Genomic DNA, 15,502 nt, shown 5'->3' with positions numbered 1-15,502 from the left:
TCAATGGAGACCCGTCGAACTAGGTTAACTATGTAGGGATGCGAACGCAATACTCCTCAACATCCGCCGGGACTGTCAACGGACGGCGAAGCCGGCGTCGAGTGGCCAGGCGGTGCCGGTGATGAAGTTCGCCTCGTCGGACACCAGGAACGCCACCGCGTTCGCGATATCCTCCGGCATCAGGACCTGGATGGGCAGCGCGTTCTGCATTGCGGCCAGCGACGGATCATTGGCCTCGAACATCGCCGCCATCGCGTCGTTCATCACCATTCCGGTGGCAACCCCGGTCGGGTGAATCGTGTTGACGCGAATCGAATACTGCGCCAAGTTATTCGCCCAGGTCTGCATCAGAGCGACCAGACCGCGCTTGGCCGCGCCGTACGCTTGCCCGCCTGCGCGATCGGTATTCGGAGCCTTAAGTCCAGCGCTCGACGACGTCAGCACGATCGATCCGCCGCGGCCTCCGTCGATAAGGGACGGGACTGCGGCCTCCACCGTGTTCCACACGCCGATGAGGTTGACGTCGATGATGTCACGAAAGGTCTGCCGCCGGTCGCCGCCAGGGCCCAGTCGAATGACGCCGGCGTTCGCGATCACGATGTCGAGGCGCCCGAACTCGGCGAGCCCGTCGGCAACCACCTGCTCGACGGCGTCGGCGTCGCGCACGTCGGCCCGGCGGGCGACGATGCGTCTACCCTCCTTCTCGACGAGCTTGGCCGTCTCGTCGAGGTCCTCCGGGCTGGCGTTGGGGTAGTCGATGGAGTCGATGTCGCGGCAGATGTCGAGCGCGACGATGTCGGCGCCGTCCGCCGCGAGCCGGACCGCATGCGCGCGACCCTGGCCTCGGGCCGCTCCGGTGATGAAGGCGACTTTGCCGTTCAAATTACCCATGGCATTTGCTCCTCAGTATCTATCAGTCACGCTGCCGGTGTGAATCCTTGCTTGCCGCAAGCCTTCCTGCGGGTCATCGACCTCGACGTCCCAGTCACCGCACGAGCACGTACAGCGGAAGTGACCATTGACGGGCAGGATCGCCTGACCGTCACAGGATCCGCCGGTGTTGGCGATGCTGGTGAGGAACTCGAGGGGCTTCTCATGCAGAGCGCTGTCGTCGGACACGGCGTTACTCCTCGCCCCGAGGGCCGACGTGAAAGACAGGCAGCAGCCAGCCGTCGGCGATCGGTGAGAAGTCAACGTGGACAGGCATTCCTATCGTGACGTCGGCGGGTGCGATGTCGACGATGTTGGAGACCAGTCGCGCGCCGGGTGCGTCGGGCAGGTCGAGGACCGCCGGCACCAACACCAGATCGGGCATGCCGGGGAAACCATGCACGACGGCGAAGCTGTAAACGACGGCATCGCCGCTGAGGTCGATCCAATTTACTTGTTTCGATTGGCAATTGGGGCAGAACGGTGTGGGGGGCAGCCGGAAGGACCGGCAGTCGCCGCACTGCGGTGCCACCAGACGCCGCTCCTTCGCGGCGATCCAGAACGGCTCGGTGTCCTTGTTCATCGCAATCCGCACATGCTCGCCGGGGATCGTCGTGGCGAGGGTGGCGGCGGCGGTGCTCACGCGGCGCGTCCCAGGACCAGGCCGCTCACGGGCAGGCTCGCCGGGCCGCCGGTGACCAGGGCGAGTTCGGCGTCGGCGACCTGGTTGATAGCGGTGCCGCGCATCTGCTCGACTCCCTCCATGATGTGGGTCATCCCGATGATGTAGGCCTCGGAGAGTTGGCCGCCGTGGGTGTTGACCGGAATCGAGCCGCCGTCGTACCGGATCGCTCCACTTTCGACGAACGCGCCGCCCTCCCCCTTGCCGCAGAACCCGTAGTCCTCGAGCTGCATGAGCACCATCGGGCTGAAATGGTCGTAGAGCAGCGCGACGTCGATGTCGGCGGCGCCGATACCGGCCTGCTCGTAGAGCCGCTTGGAGATGGGCGCATTGCCCGACGAGGCGAAGTATTCGTCAGGCATCCCCATCCAGGCAAAAGCCCTGCCCCACTCTCGGACGCCACCGTGGGCGGCGGCGACCACCGGCACCGCTGGCTGCCTCAGATCCTTTGCACGATTCATGCTGGTGGTGATCACGGCCACCGCCCCGTCGGTCTCCTGACAGAAGTCGTAGAGGCACAAGGGTTCTGCGATCATCCGAGCGTTGAAATAGTCCTCGAGCGTCAGGGGTTCGGGGTGCATCGCCTTCGGTCGATTCGCCGCGTTGGCCCGTGTCGAGAGGGCTATCTCGGCGAATGCCTCGCGGCGGGTGCCGTACAGGTGCATGTGCCGACGAGCCATGACCGACATCAACTGGCCGGGCCCGAACAGCCCGGACGGCTGCAGGAAGGAGTTGATCGGATCGGGTTCGATCGCCGAAAACACTGAGCCGAGGCGCTGTTTGGATTGTTGAAGCGCCATCACCGTCACGACCACCGAGGCATCGCCGGCAACGATGGCGGCCCGTGCCAGCCCGATTGCGCCCGCCGAGCCGCCGCCGCCAGAGGTCAGTGCGGCGGTAAAGCGAACTTCCGGAATCCCAAGCGTTTCCACGAAGTCGGCGGTGTCCATCTTCTCGGTGTAGCCCGCGCTGGCGCCCGAGTGGTAAGCGAAGCCGTCGACGTCGGTCACGGGAAGGCCCGCATCCTCGCACGCCGCCAGGATGGCCTCGCCGGCCAACTCGGTGATCGACTTCGGCAATGACCCACCGCGTTTGTAATAGGGTGTGGCCCCGACACCCACGATCGCGACGTCGCGCAGCCCGGACGAAGTAGTCACGCGCTCAGAACTTTTCGGCCGGGATGGGCGGCACATCCGGGAACAGTTCGTAGAACGTGCCCTGGGTGATGCGCAGCCGGGTCTCGTCGCTCACCCCGTCGAACAGCCCCTTCAGGGTGTCCTGGGTGTGGCCGAAGGTACCTTCCATGTGGGGGTAGTCGCTGCCGAACATCACGTTCTTGTAGCCCATGTGCTCGTAGGCGGCGACCGCGGTCTCGTCGTGCTGGAAAGACGCATACACCTGGGTGTAGAGGATCTCCTTGGGACTACGAGTCAGCTTGGGCCGCACCGCCATATGGTGTTGACGGTAGCCCTCGACCATCCGGTCGCCGAGGAACGGCACCCAGGTCGCGCCGCCTTCGGAGATCAGCACCCGAAGGTCGGGGTGGCGGTCCAGCGCGCCGGAGGCGACCATCTTCATCGCCGCCCGCTGTCCCGAGAACGTGGTCTCGGCGTAATTCATCACCGCGCCACCCGGCCCGCGGTACACCATCCCCGCCCCGCCACTGGCGCCACCGACGGTCATGTCGACCGGGTCGGTGCCGATGTGGAACGCGATCACCATGCAGGCTTCCTCGGCCGCCGCCCAGAACGGTTCCCACTCCTTGCGATGCCAGTCTGGGGCACTGGGGTGCGGTGTCGTCGGCAAGAACACCGCCTTGAAGCCTTTGTCTGCGGCCCAATGTAATTCCTCGACGGCGTCCTCGACGATCAGTGTCGACACCTGGGCAGTTACCACATAGCGCGGCGACACCGCGCAGATCTCCTCGAGCGCCCACTCGTTGCTGGCACGCATGCATGCCTTGAGTAGTTCAGGAGTGCGAAAGGTCGAGCCCCACATGCCCAGCGACGGGAAGATCACCTCGCCCCAGACGCCCTCTTTGTCCAAGTCCCCCAGCCGTGCCTTCGCGTCGCGGATGCCTTGCGGCTTCATGCTCTCCTCGATGAAGGCCTCCATCGCCGAGGACGGCAGCTTGCGCCGGAAGGTCTGTCCGTCGACCGAGACGGTCTCGTACTCCCTGTCGGGATCCTTCTCGGCGTGCGGCGTCAGGTCGGCGAGCGCCTTGGGCAAGCGGGACTGCCACAGGTCGTCGGGTTCCAGGAAGTGGGAGTCTCCCGAATTCGTCCAGATCATGCACATTGGCCCTCCATGGATCCGTCGCTGTTTCGAATGATGCCAGCTGCTCCCATGCAAGTCCAGTATTTATAATAACTAGCCATTACTATTTGGTTCGGGTTGTGACGCCGGTAAGACTGAGGCGAACTAGAGGAGGCCCATGCCGGAGCTGGGAACCGAGTCGGCCGCGGGCGAGCGGAGGCGCAACGCGTCGGGCGAATCGACCCGGGTGATGTTGATGGAAGTCGCCGAGCGGCTCTTCGCCACGCGCGGCATCGAGGCGGTGACGCTGCGGGAGATCCAGCAGGCCGCCGGACAGTCCAACACCTCGGTGATCCGCTATCACTTCGGCTCCCGCGACGGTCTGATTCGCGCGCTGATCGCTTATCGCCAAGCGTCACTCGGGACTGATCGCCAGGAGATGCTCGCGAGCATGCGCGAGGAAGGTAAGGAGGCCGATCCCCGCGCGGTCGTGTGGCTGCTGGTGCGGCCACTGGCCAACAGCATCGCCGCGGGCGAAATGTTCGCGCCCTTCCTGGCCCGGCTTGCCGAGGATCCGCGGGCCCGCAGCGAGTACTGGCCCGATCACGTCGACGACGATTGGACGCAGGAGAAGCTGGAGGAACTGGTCGACGCCGCGCTACAGGACCTGCCCGAGCGGATCCGGCGTGGCCGGACATTTCAGCTCTACATCAGCCTGGTCAACGTGCTGGCCGCCGCCGCCCGCGCCGGGCATGGCCTCAGCGAAGCGCAGCTGCACAATTACGTGGACACCTGGGTCGGAATGCTAACGGCCCCGGTGTCGTATGAAACCCGCGCGCTGATCGCCGAAGACGACGTCTGAGCCGTCAGCTGCCGCCGACGATCTCGCCGGCTTTCAGGCCCGCGATCGCAGCATCGTCCAGCCCGATTTCGCGCAGCACCGCATCGGTGTGCTGCCCGACGGTGCATCCCGCATCGGCCCGCGTCCGTGATCGCGAGAACCGGCACAGCGGCGCGAGCCGACGATGCTCCTCGAAGATCGGGCTGTGGGCGTCCACGGCATAGCCTGCCTCGTAGTACAGGTCGCCCTGCAGCACCAACTCGGAATTGGCCTCCACCACCTCGACGCACCCGACGTCTTGGGCGCACAATTCGCGCTCCCACTCCAGTTTGGTCTTGGTCACGAAAACCGTTGTCAGTGCGGCGATTAACTCCTCGTCATAGCGCGCGCGAGATTCGGCGTCGGCAAAGCGCTCGTCGGCGTGCAGGTCGACGTAGGGCGACATCGCCTTCGCCAGTGCCGGCCATTCGCGTGGCAATGGTGCAGCGAGAAAGACATAACCGTCGGCCGCACGGTACATCCGGTACAAGGCACTCATGCCGAAAAACTGTTCGTCGGCGGGCATCTCGGCGGGACGGGACGCATAGCTCGCGTTGTAGGCGATCATCGCCTGCTGCACAGTGGCGAGCATGGTCGTGACCACGTTCGTCAGCGTCTTGCCGCGGCGCTTGGCGTACAACGCGACCAGCAGCGCCGAACCGACGCCGTGTGCCGCGATGCCGTCGGACTGCACGGCGGGGACGGCTCCGCCCGCGTGGAGTCTGACCGCCCGGCGGTGCAGGTCGTCCAGGTCGGTGGGCGGCTCGCCCGTGTCGTGGCTGTCGACCTGCGCCAGGCCGGACGCCGCACCGACCGACGGTGCGTAGGCCGCACGATGGGCGAACGGCCCGTCGACCCCGTAGCCGGAGGTCGTCACGAACGCCAGGTCCGGGTTGACCGCCCGCAGCGAGGCCTCGTCGATCTTCGCTCGTTCCGCCGCTTTGCCGCGGAAGCATTGCAGCACGACGTCGGACAGCTTGGCCAGCTCGTACACCAGCTCGAGGCCCTCGGGCGTGGTGAAGTCGATCGCCACACTTTCCTTGCCCTGCAACACTTTTGCGCCGCCCGCCTCGGGGAACGCGACCAGGTTGCGGATGTTGTCGCCCTGCAGCGGCTCGACCTTGATCACGCGGGCGCCCAAGTCGGCCAGCAGGGTCGCGCCGTACGGTCCGGCGAACATGCTGCCGAACTCCAGCACCGTCACACCTTTCAGCGGCGGGTCGTCGTGGTCTCCCCGTGGTGCGGGCAGGGCGGCGCCGCCCACTTGGTCGAAGGCGACCGAGCCGTTGTGCTCGCCGACTCGGGGGGCAGGCCGAAGCTCGGTCAGCGGTTTGCCGTCGGCATGAATGAGGGTCGACGGTTGTCGCACGGGTCCGAGGTCGGGGTCGATGACGGTGGTGGCACGCCCTTCGTGAACGGTCTGCGGGTGGTTCAGCGAGTCCTCGGGGCTCCGGAACAGTTCACCGCTCAGGTCAAGGTTCTCCGCCATGGCCTGCTGCCATTCGGCGAGCGTGCGGGCGCCGACCCGTTCGATCATCATGTCCCACCACTCGGTGCGAAGTTCGGGCGTCGGCAGCATCGGAAAGCCCTGCCACTTCGGGTCGGCGAGCTCCCCCAGCAGGTCGAGTTCGGTGAGCCAGGCGCCGATCAACTTCGGCGACACCTGCGCGAACTGCAGCCATCGCCCGTCCTTGGTGGCACACACCAGCAGCGCGTAGATGAGATAGGCCTGGGGCCGGCCCTGATCGTCGTATGCAGCGTCCATCGGTTCGAAGGCGCCCGGATACCGTTGGAGCACCATCTCGTAGAACCAGTTGTAGGGATCCATCGAACCCATGCCGGTCACCAAATTGGTCTCGACGGTTTGGCTGCGCCCACTGGTCTCGCGCTCGAGGAGCGCGGCCAGCACACCCTGAACGGCGGCATGGGCGGCGCCCCACGAGGCATAGGTGAACGTGGTAAACGCCGGGCCCGGACGCGGGGCGAGTCCGCGCTTCTCGTGCATGACGCCGGTCTTCGCCATCACCAGGGCCTCCCAGCCCTTGTAGTCGCGAAACGGCCCAGTCGAACCCCAGCCGGTGACGTTGGCGACGACCAACCCCGGATACCGCGTCGAGAGCGACTCGGGACTTAGGCCGAGGCGCTCGGCGGTGCTCGGCCGCAGCGTGTTCACCATGACGTCGGCACGCCGCAGCAGTGCCCGCAACCGGTTGAGGTCTGCGTCGTGGTGCAGGTCCAACGTCACGCTGCGCTTGCCACGCAGCAGGGCGGGCCAGCCCGCGAGGCCGCGCAACGGACTGCCGTCGCGCGGCTCGACCATGATCACCTCGGCACCGCAGTCGGCGAGAAACTGCGTGGCCTGCGCGCCGGGCAGCGTCGTCGACAGGTCGACCACCACCAGGCCGGCCAGTGGGCCGTCCGACGCGACTTCCGACATGTTCGCTCCCTAGCGCCTGCGGGCGGATCTCAATAAGACGTGAAGTGACGCACGCCACGTCAGCATCTCAGCGATCATTATTAATGTCAATGCATTAGTCTTGCGGAATGACGGAGACTCAAGACGCGGAGCCACGGGGCGGGTTCCCGCCGATGCGGACCTGGCAGGAGCCGACGGTACGCAGCCCGGGTGGGGGCGCCGAATACGGCGACATGATCGCCGCGCTGCGCGATTTCCTCGACGATGTGGCTGCGGCCGCGCCGGACGCGGCGACCACCGTTACCCTGACGAACGACTTGCATAGGTGGGCCGAGCGGCTGGCCCAATCCGCAGTCCCCGAGCGCCGACAGATCTTCGCTCGCCGCCTGGATCTGCCAGGCCGCGGACAAACCATGTCCCCCAACTTTATTCCGATTGCGGGCGACTGTGAGAAGGTGGCGGGCACGGTAACGTTCGGCCGGTATTTTCTGGGCGGCGGTGGAGCTGTCCACGGCGGAGCTATCCCGCTGTTATTCGATGAAGTGCTTGGCCGCCTGGCCAGTAGCGGCGGCCGTGCGCCTGCGCGAACCGCGTATCTACACACCGACTTCCGGTCCATCACTCCCGTCGGCGTGGAACTCGCGGTGCGGGCGTGGTTCGTCAGCGAGCAAGGGCGCAAACGGACTCTCCGTGCTCAACTCACGCACGGGGACACGCTATGCGCCGAAGCCGAGGGCCTGTTCATCGAGCTGCGCCCAGATCAACCATGAGTCTGCTCAGCCTGACGATCGTCGACGTTGAATGTCTTCGTCGTGCAATGTGATCAGTTCACGCAGGGCAAGCCTGTCCGGCTTGAGCATGGGTGTCAGTGGCAGCTCGTCGACAATGAGGAGCTCGTCGGGCGCCTTGTAATCGGCCAACTCGTCCACCACATGAGTGCGCAACTCGGCCAGCGTGGGGGGCCTCGCGGCGTCAGCCGGCACGACGCACGCGACGCCGATCTCTCCGATCACTGGGGCCGAGCGCCCAACTACGGCAGCTTGTTTCACGCCCGCGTGACCGGCGAGTGCGCGCTCCACCTCGCCGGGATGCACGTTATAGCCGCCCCGGATGTACATGTCGCCGCTGCGCCCAACGAGGGTGAGATTGCCGTCGGCGCCGAGCGCGCCGACATCGCCGGTACGCAGCCAACCGTCGCGCAGCACTTCTGCGGTGAGTGTCGGGTTGCGCCAGTAGCCACGCATCACACACGGGCCGCTCACCTCGACGACGCCGTCGGATCCGATCCGTAGGTCCATGCCGGCGGCCGGCCGTCCCACCGTACGGAACTGAATCTCGGGGGCGTCGCTTGGTTCGGTGCCGCTGATAGTCGGGCACTCGGTCATCGCGTACCGCACGACCAGCGGAACCCCGATGCCCTCTCCGACCCGACGCACCAGTTCGGGGGGCGCCGGCGCGGTGGCGACGACGCCGATCCGCAAGTGCGGCAACGCGTGCGGGCTCACGCCTTCGATGTCGAGCAGCTTGGCCCACTGGGTCGGCACGGCGCCGGCGACGGTGACCCGCTCGTCGCGCAGGATGTCGAACATGCCCTGGGCCGACCACGGCGTCGGCGGCACCACCAGCGTGCTGCCCCACACCAACTGATCCCAGAGCTTGAACATATACCCGGCGTGCGAAAACGGCGTCGACGTGAGGCGCCGGTCATACGCCTCGCTCATCACCCCTGATGCGGCCGCGCCCGCGGCCAGCCGGTCGGCATCGAAGGCCGCGCCCTTCGGCGTCCCCGTCGTGCCACTGGTGAAGATCAACGCAACCAGATCCCGGCGGTTCAGCTCCACGCAAGGTGGCGCCGAGCGCGACGTGTCGCTACACAGCGCATCCCGCGACAGCAGCCGATGCCCGGTGTCGGGCAGCGCACCGAGCTCCTCGTCAGCCACGACCAACGCTGGATCGGCCTGCTGCACAATCGATTCGATCTCTCTGCGTCCCAGCCGTGGATTGAGCCCGGTGGTGATCGCGCCGATCATTGCCGCGGCGGCGTAACACGTCGCGTAGTCGATGCCCGATGGCAGCCACAGCACGACTACGTCGCCCTTGCCGACCCCGAGGTCGGCGAATTGCGCTGCCACGCCACGCGCCCGGCCGACCCACTCCGCGAAGGTGATTCGGGCTCCGGGTTCGACGTAGGCCTCGCGGTCCCCGTGGACGGCGGCGGCCGCCTCCACCATCGCCCGGGTGTTGGCCACGTCGGAGCTCAGTGGTGCGCGGGCCACCTACGGCTCCTCGGCGCCGAGAATCATTGTGCCGCTTGAACAGAACCACCCGCCGGTGCCGCTGACGCAGGCGATCCGGGCGTCGGGCACCTGCCGCGGCCCGCATTCGCCGCGCAGCTGACGGGCCGCCTCGACCAGGAGGAACAATCCCCGCTGACCCGGGTGGCACGCGGACAGGCCGCCGCCGTCGGTGTTGGTGGGGAGTTCGCCACCGAGGCGCAACGAGCCTTTCTCGACGAAGCCGCCGCCCTCCCCTTTGGGGCAGAAGCCGAGATCTTCGATAGTGAGCAGCAGCATGTAGGTGAATGCGTCGTAGATTTCGGCGACGTCGACGTCGGACGGGGAGACCCCGGCACGGGCGAACGCCAGTGGCCCGCTGACGGCGGCCGGGCCGACGGTGAGGTCGTCCCACTGGGAGGTCAGCATGTGCGAGGTGGTCTCGCCCGAGCCGAGCACCCATACCGGCTTACTCCGCAGATCCTTCGCGCGTTCCGCGCTGACAAGGACGGCCGCCGCCCCGCCATCGCTGCGAATGCAGCAGTGCAGCTTGGTGAACGGGTCGGCGATCATCGGTCCGCCGAGGACGTCGTCGATGGTGATCGGTTCGCGGTAGTAGGCCTCGGGATTGTCGGCCGCGTTGAACCGCGCGGACACGGCGACCTCGGCCAGCTGCTCGATCGTGGTGCCGTAGGTGAACATGTGCCGCCGCGCGGCCATGGCGTACTTGGAGATCAGGGTGTGGCCGTAGGGCGCCTCCCACTGCAGTGGCCCGCGCGCACCCCAGTTGATGTTGGCCCCCCGCAACCCCTTTCGAAGATCCGACCGGGCGGTGGATCCGTAGGTCAGCAGCACGACGTCGGCGTGCCCGGCGGTGATCGCGTCGGCCGCATGGGCTGCCATCACCTCCCACGACGCTCCGCCGACCGCGGTGGAGTCCATCCAGCGGGGCCGCAGCCCCAGATACTCGCCGACATCGACCGGGGGCAGGGTGCCCTGACCGGTAGAGGCCAACCCATCGACGTCATCGGGCCTCAGGCCGGCGTCAGCCAGGGCGCGGCGGCTGGCCTGGGCGATCAGCTCGTAGGGACCCTTGTAATCGACCCGGCCGACGTCGGACAGGGCGACCCCCGCGATGGCGACCGCGCCGCTCACTGGGCACGGTCCTGGGCCAGTAGTTCGGTCAGCACATCGGTGGGCTCACCGAACAAGTGCCGAAACACGTGTGCGCGCTTCAGATACAAGTGCATGTCGTTGTCGAATGTGTAGCCCATCCCGCCGAATACGTGGATGCCCGCGGAGGCATTGTCGACGGCCGCCGAGCCGGCCACCGTGACGGCCGACAGCACCTGCAGCAGCGCATCGGCGCGTCCACCCGCCACCGCGATCGCGGCGAAGAATGTCTGCGCCTGAGCGGCCTCGGCAGCGATCTCCATGTTGACGCAGGCATGCTTGATCGCTTGGTGCACGCCGATCGGTCTGCCGAACTGCTCACGAGTCTTGGCGTGTTCGGTCGCCGACGCTGCCGCGGCCGCGGCCAAGCCGGTGAGATAGCCCGCAGCGAGCACCATGGCGCGCCCCCAGATCCATTCGTCCTCTGCGGGCAACCAGTGCATCGGCTCGACGGATTTGACTGTGGCAGAAGATATTCGAGTACCCGGGTCGGCCGCGACCACGGGCGCCAGCGGACCGAAGGAATCGATGTCGACCAGCGCGGCGCCGCTGCGGGCCACCAGCAGGGCGTGCGAGGCACCCGCCGATTCGAACAAATCGAAAGTGCCCTTAATGGGGCGCACGTCGCCGTCGCCACGCAGTACCGCGAGGGCCACCGACGCCGTGCCGGAGCCGATCCGCTGCGCCAGCGCGTCGTCGCCGCAATGGGCGGCCACCCGGGCACCCAACGTGCAGGCCAGGAACGGCCCCGGTGCGAGGCGCTTGCCGAGTTCGACGAACAGCAGTGCCTCGTCGTCCAAGGGCCGGCCCGATCCGCCGGACTCCTCGTCAAGTCCGAGCGTGAGCAGACCCAACTCGGCGCATTCCCGCCACAGCGACTCGGGAATCGGCGCCTCCGCATGGCGGCTGGCGCGGATCCGTTCGACGGGCATCCGATCGGCAAGGAAATCTCCTGCTGCCGTGATGATTTCGAGTTGCTCAGCTCCGGGCAGCAGATCCACCGTCGTCTCCTCTCATCGCGGCAGCCCCAGCACGCGCTCGCCGACGATGTTGCGCTGAATCTCCGACGTTCCGCCACCAATGGCTTGGGAGAAGCTGTAGTAGTAATAACCGACCCAGCCGTCGACGTCCCAGCGCGACGAATACCGGACCGAGGCGGGACCGACAACGTCCATCGCCAATTTGCCGATCTCCTTGGCCAATTCGGCGTACATCAACTTGACGATCGAACCCCGCGGACCGGGCATCTCGGTCTTCATGGCCTCGCAGATATTGGTGTAGGTGAGCGCCCGCAGCGACGCCACTGAGGCGCGGGCCCGGGCCAGTCGTCGCGCGATCTCGTCGTCGGCGATGGCAGGCCTGCGACCGTCCGGGCCGACGTGGTCGCGCGCGTAATCGATCAGGTCCTCGATGATCTTGGCCAACCGGACCTGGTTGGCGGTAAACGCGGTCCCACGCTCAAAAGACAAGGTGGCCATCGCGACCGACCAGCCCTCGCCCACCTCGCCGACCACATTACTTAGCGGAATGCGCACATCGTCGTAGAACACTTCGCAAAATTCCGAGCCGCCCTCGATGGTCTCGATCGGGCGGACGTCAATGCCCGGCGTGCTCATGTCACAGATCACCCAAGTGATGCCCGTGTGCTTGCTGCCGGTGTTGTCGGTGCGCACCAGCAGCTCCTGATAGTCGGCGACAGTGGCGAAGCTGGTCCACAGCTTCTGCCCCGACACCACCAGGTGCTCGCCATCGATCACCGCCTTAGTGCGCAACGCCGCCAGGTCCGATCCGGCGTCGGGCTCGGAGAAGCCCTGACACCAAATCACCTCGCCGCCAAGAATTTTCGGCAAGTGGAACGACTTCTGCTCGTCGGTGGCCCTGGTGATCAGGGTCGGCCCGGCGTGCGAGTTACCGACGAAGCACGCATCGATGCCGGGGAACCCCCGAGCGGCGTACTCCTCGTACCAGATCAACTGCTGAAGCAGCGTCAGCCCCTTGCCGCCGTATTCGGTGGGCCAGGCGATGCCGGCCCAGCCGCCTTTGGCCTGAGTGCGTTGCCAGGCCAAGTCGTATTCACGGATACCCGCGTCGTCGCGCGGGCGCGGTTCGGCCGGTTTGTTCTCGTCGAGCCACGTGCGGACCTGGTCGCGGAACTCGAGCTGGTCAGCCGTGAAGTCGAGGTCCATGATCCGGAATTCTAGGTGACACGATAGTCAGAAACAATGCGACGGTCATGGGCTGCGATACCTTGCGGCCAGTTCTTCGGCACCACGGGCCAGCAGTGCCACGTCCGCTCCTACGAGCACGAAGCTCGCGCCGGCCGTCATGTAGCGGCGTGCCAGCGATTCGCTGAACGCGTTGACCCCGGCGCGCTTGCCGTGTTCGCCGATGGTTGCCAACGCAGTTTCTATGGTGCTCACGACGTCTGGATGCTCCGGCTGGCCGAGCTTGCCCATCGAGGCCGCCAGGTCGGCCGGACCGATGAAGACGGCGTCAACGCCGTCGACGTCGGCGATCTCGCCGAGTTGCGCCAGGCCGGCCACACTCTCCACTTGGACCGTCAACGACACCGTTGCATCGGCGGTGACGAGATAGTCAGAAATGCGGTTCCATCGCGATGCCCGGGCCAACGCGCTGCCCACCCCGCGAATCCCCTCGGGCGGGTACCGCGTGGCGGCAACCGCCGCGACTGCCTCACCGGGGCCATCGATCATCGGAACGATGATGTTCTGCGCGCCGATGTCGAGCAGTTGCTTGATGAACACCGGGTCGGCAGACGGCGGACGCACCAGCACATCGACGTCCGGGTAGCCGGCAAGCACCTGCAGCTGTTCGAGCGTGGTGCGCAGATCGTTGGGCGCATGCTCCTGATCCAGCAGCAGCCAGTCGATTCCGGATCCCGCGCAGATTTCGGTGACGTAGCCACTGCCCGAGGCCACCCACATGCCGATCCGCGAGTCGCCGTCGCCGATCCGCTGCGTCCACCGGTTCGTCACGACGCCTCCGAATCGAACGTCACCGACACCGTGCCCAGTGGTCCATAGTCGGCGACAAAGCTGTCCCCCGGTTCGGCGAACACCGGCTTGGTGAACGATCCAGACAGGATCACCTCGCCGCGATTCAGTGAAACACCGTGCGGAGCAAGCCGATTGGCTAGCCAGGCCACGCCGTTGCCGGGATGGTTGAGCACCGCCGCGGCCACCCCGGACTCCTCGATGGTGCCGTTGCGCAGCAACAGGGCCGCCACCCAGCGCAGGTCGACGTCCAATGGGCGGAAGACCCGCCCGCCCAGAACCAGACCGGCGTCCGCGGCGTTGTCGGCGATGGTGTCGACGATGGTGCGCAGATGGCCCGTCTCGGGATCCGACATCTGCACCCTGGCGTCGAGGATCTCGAGCGCCGGAGTGACGAACTCGGTCGCCCGCAGCACGTCGAACAACGTGACGCCCGGGCCGGATAGCTGCTCGCCCAGCACGAACGCCAACTCGACCTCGACGCGGGGACGGATGTAGCGGCCCACCGGGATGCGTCCGCCGTCCTCGATGAACATGTCGTCGAACAGCGCGCCGTAATCCGGTTCGTCGATCGACACCGACCGCTGCATCACCTTCGAGGTCAGGCCGATCTTGCGGCCCTTCACTTCTCGCCCGTCGGCCACCTTCAGCGCGACGAGTGCCCGCTGCACCGCGTACGCATCCTCGATGGTCATGTCGGGATAATCCAACGACAACTGTCGGATCGGCGTGCGGGTCTGCTCGGCCTCGTACAGCCGCCGAGCGATCTCCGCGACCTCGTCGTCGGCGGGTCTGCTCATCTCGAGAGGAACTCGATCGCCGCGGCGTTGAACGCCTCGGGATCCTCGAAATGCGGCCAGTGCCGCACCGAGGGCATCTCGAACACCTCTGAGTTCGGGATCAGATCCGCGAGGGTGCGCGCGGTGTCCTGGTAAACGCCGTGGTCCTTGCCCGAGGCCACGATCATCACCGGCGCCTCGATGCCGCGCCACTTGTCGTCCGGAATCAAGTTGCGGTGGCGGACCTTTTCGTCCTGCAGGATCAGCAGCCGGTCGATGGTGTCGCGGGTGTCCTCGCGCCGATAGACGGCCTGGCGCAAACCGATGAGATCGGGCAGGCGATTGGCCTCGTCGGCGATCAGGTGGGCGAACACGCCGTGCAGCGACTCCCAGGTCGGCTCGTTGACCGCCTTGGTTCGTTCCGCCCGAATGCGCGCCATGTTCGACGCCGAAGCCTCCCGCCCGGCCGGCGACATCAGGATCACCCTGTCCACCCGGTCGGAATGGCCGACGGAGATCGCGGACGCGACGAACGCACCCAGCGACATGGCGATGAAGTTGGCCGACGCCATGCCGAAGTGGTCCATCACCCCCAGCACGTGTTCGACGTAGACCGCGATCTCATAGTCGTAGTCCGGCTTGTCGGAGAACCCGTTGCCGACCATGTCGATCGCGACGCAATGGAAGTGCTGCGAGAGTGCGGCGAGGTTGGGCGCAAACGTCTCCCAATGCCCGCCGGTGCCGTGCAGCAGGATGGCGTGCGGCTTATCCGGCCCGCCCGCCTCGGCATAACGGGTACGGACGGACACACCATTGACTCCGATGTCGACGAACCCTTGCCGGAACTCGAGCTCCTTGAGATACATCCAGATGCTGCGGTAGTTCTCCGTGTCGACCCGGCTCACGTCGGCCGCCGCGGCCGGTGCTTGTAATTGGCTCATCTCGCCTTCCCGCATCTGGAGTATCTGACACAGCTGTCATCTAGTGCTGACGTCGCTCCGCGCGTTCCCCATCGTCGCACAAACTCTATGTTCCCATGTGAATAACGGCTCACACCACTTGGCCTGCGCGCAATACGCCAGGGCGTCGTTCCGTCTTC

At 66.4% G+C, this 15,502-nt stretch carries 15 protein-coding genes; 2 read left to right on the top strand and 13 right to left on the bottom strand.

Translation table 11 applies throughout. The features are described 5' to 3' along the window. Window positions 1–75: 75 nt before the first annotated feature. Genes MNAB215_RS15480 through MNAB215_RS15460 form a run of 5 tightly spaced genes read right to left on the bottom strand, consistent with a single transcriptional unit; the run spans window position 76 to window position 3,910 of the window. The gene (locus tag MNAB215_RS15480; protein WP_077079623.1) at window positions 76–891 is read right to left on the bottom strand and encodes a mycofactocin-coupled SDR family oxidoreductase; all 816 of its coding nucleotides are present in this window, start codon (window positions 889–891) and stop codon (window positions 76–78) included. Window positions 892–903: 12 nt separating this feature from the next. Beyond that, on the bottom strand, window positions 904–1,119 hold the full coding sequence (locus MNAB215_RS15475) for a hypothetical protein (protein WP_077079622.1): 216 nt from the start codon (window positions 1,117–1,119) through the stop codon (window positions 904–906). A 4-nt stretch (window positions 1,120–1,123) separates the two neighbouring features. Then, a complete protein-coding gene (locus MNAB215_RS15470; protein WP_077079621.1) occupies window positions 1,124–1,573 on the bottom strand; it encodes a Zn-ribbon domain-containing OB-fold protein in 450 nt (149 codons plus the stop codon). Beyond that, window positions 1,570–2,769, bottom strand: coding sequence for a thiolase C-terminal domain-containing protein (locus MNAB215_RS15465; protein ID WP_077079620.1), 1,200 nt, complete (start codon window positions 2,767–2,769; stop codon window positions 1,570–1,572). Before MNAB215_RS15465 ends, MNAB215_RS15470 begins: the two co-directional genes overlap by 4 nt. 4 nt (window positions 2,770–2,773) lie before the next feature. Then, the gene (locus tag MNAB215_RS15460; protein ID WP_077079619.1) at window positions 2,774–3,910 is read right to left on the bottom strand and encodes an amidohydrolase family protein; all 1,137 of its coding nucleotides are present in this window, start codon (window positions 3,908–3,910) and stop codon (window positions 2,774–2,776) included. A gap of 136 nt (window positions 3,911–4,046) precedes the next feature. On the opposite strand from MNAB215_RS15460, the gene MNAB215_RS15455 reads away from it, so the two are divergent. Beyond that, a complete protein-coding gene (locus MNAB215_RS15455; RefSeq protein WP_077079618.1) occupies window positions 4,047–4,730 on the top strand; it encodes a TetR/AcrR family transcriptional regulator in 684 nt (227 codons plus the stop codon). A 4-nt stretch (window positions 4,731–4,734) separates the two neighbouring features. On the opposite strand, the gene MNAB215_RS15450 is transcribed toward MNAB215_RS15455, so the two are convergent. After that, window positions 4,735–7,185 (bottom strand): CaiB/BaiF CoA-transferase family protein, encoded by a 2,451-nt coding sequence (locus MNAB215_RS15450; protein WP_077079617.1) that lies wholly within the window; start codon window positions 7,183–7,185, stop codon window positions 4,735–4,737. 212 nt (window positions 7,186–7,397) lie between these two features. On the opposite strand from MNAB215_RS15450, the gene MNAB215_RS15445 reads away from it, so the two are divergent. Next, entirely contained in the window at window positions 7,398–7,934 is a 537-nt protein-coding gene (locus tag MNAB215_RS15445) for a hotdog domain-containing protein (protein ID WP_083746319.1), read from the top strand. Window positions 7,935–7,940: 6 nt separating this feature from the next. Here MNAB215_RS15445 and MNAB215_RS15440 read toward each other — a convergent pair whose 3' ends face one another. The 7 genes from MNAB215_RS15440 to MNAB215_RS15410 are packed head-to-tail and all read right to left on the bottom strand — an operon-like array spanning window position 7,941 to window position 15,344. Next, a complete protein-coding gene (locus MNAB215_RS15440; protein ID WP_173813934.1) occupies window positions 7,941–9,440 on the bottom strand; it encodes a class I adenylate-forming enzyme family protein in 1,500 nt (499 codons plus the stop codon). Then, window positions 9,441–10,592, bottom strand: a complete 1,152-nt coding sequence (locus tag MNAB215_RS15435) for an acetyl-CoA acetyltransferase (RefSeq protein ID WP_077079616.1) — start codon at window positions 10,590–10,592, stop codon at window positions 9,441–9,443. Beyond that, window positions 10,589–11,611: an acyl-CoA dehydrogenase family protein gene (locus MNAB215_RS15430; protein ID WP_077079615.1), complete on the bottom strand. Its 1,023-nt coding sequence runs from the start codon at window positions 11,609–11,611 to the stop codon at window positions 10,589–10,591. Before MNAB215_RS15430 ends, MNAB215_RS15435 begins: the two co-directional genes overlap by 4 nt. Window positions 11,612–11,623: 12 nt before the next feature. Further along, a complete protein-coding gene (locus tag MNAB215_RS15425; protein WP_077079614.1) occupies window positions 11,624–12,796 on the bottom strand; it encodes an acyl-CoA dehydrogenase family protein in 1,173 nt (390 codons plus the stop codon). A 45-nt stretch (window positions 12,797–12,841) separates the two neighbouring features. Then, window positions 12,842–13,606 carry an aldolase/citrate lyase family protein gene (locus MNAB215_RS15420; protein ID WP_281253327.1) on the bottom strand — a complete coding sequence of 255 codons (765 nt, stop codon included), beginning with the start codon at window positions 13,604–13,606 and terminating at the stop codon, window positions 12,842–12,844. After that, window positions 13,603–14,424 carry a 2-oxo-hept-4-ene-1,7-dioate hydratase gene (gene hpaH / locus MNAB215_RS15415; protein ID WP_077079613.1) on the bottom strand — a complete coding sequence of 274 codons (822 nt, stop codon included), beginning with the start codon at window positions 14,422–14,424 and terminating at the stop codon, window positions 13,603–13,605. Before hpaH ends, MNAB215_RS15420 begins: the two co-directional genes overlap by 4 nt. Further along, entirely contained in the window at window positions 14,421–15,344 is a 924-nt protein-coding gene (locus tag MNAB215_RS15410) for an alpha/beta fold hydrolase (RefSeq protein ID WP_077082043.1), read from the bottom strand. The genes hpaH and MNAB215_RS15410 overlap by 4 nt, the downstream gene beginning before the upstream one ends. Between the last annotated feature and the right edge of the window lie 158 nt (window positions 15,345–15,502).

This window comes from Mycobacterium numidiamassiliense (assembly GCF_900157365.1).
Taxonomy (GTDB): Bacteria; Actinomycetota; Actinomycetes; order Mycobacteriales; family Mycobacteriaceae; genus Mycobacterium; species Mycobacterium numidiamassiliense.
This window is presented reverse-complemented; position numbering and strand designations above follow the sequence as displayed.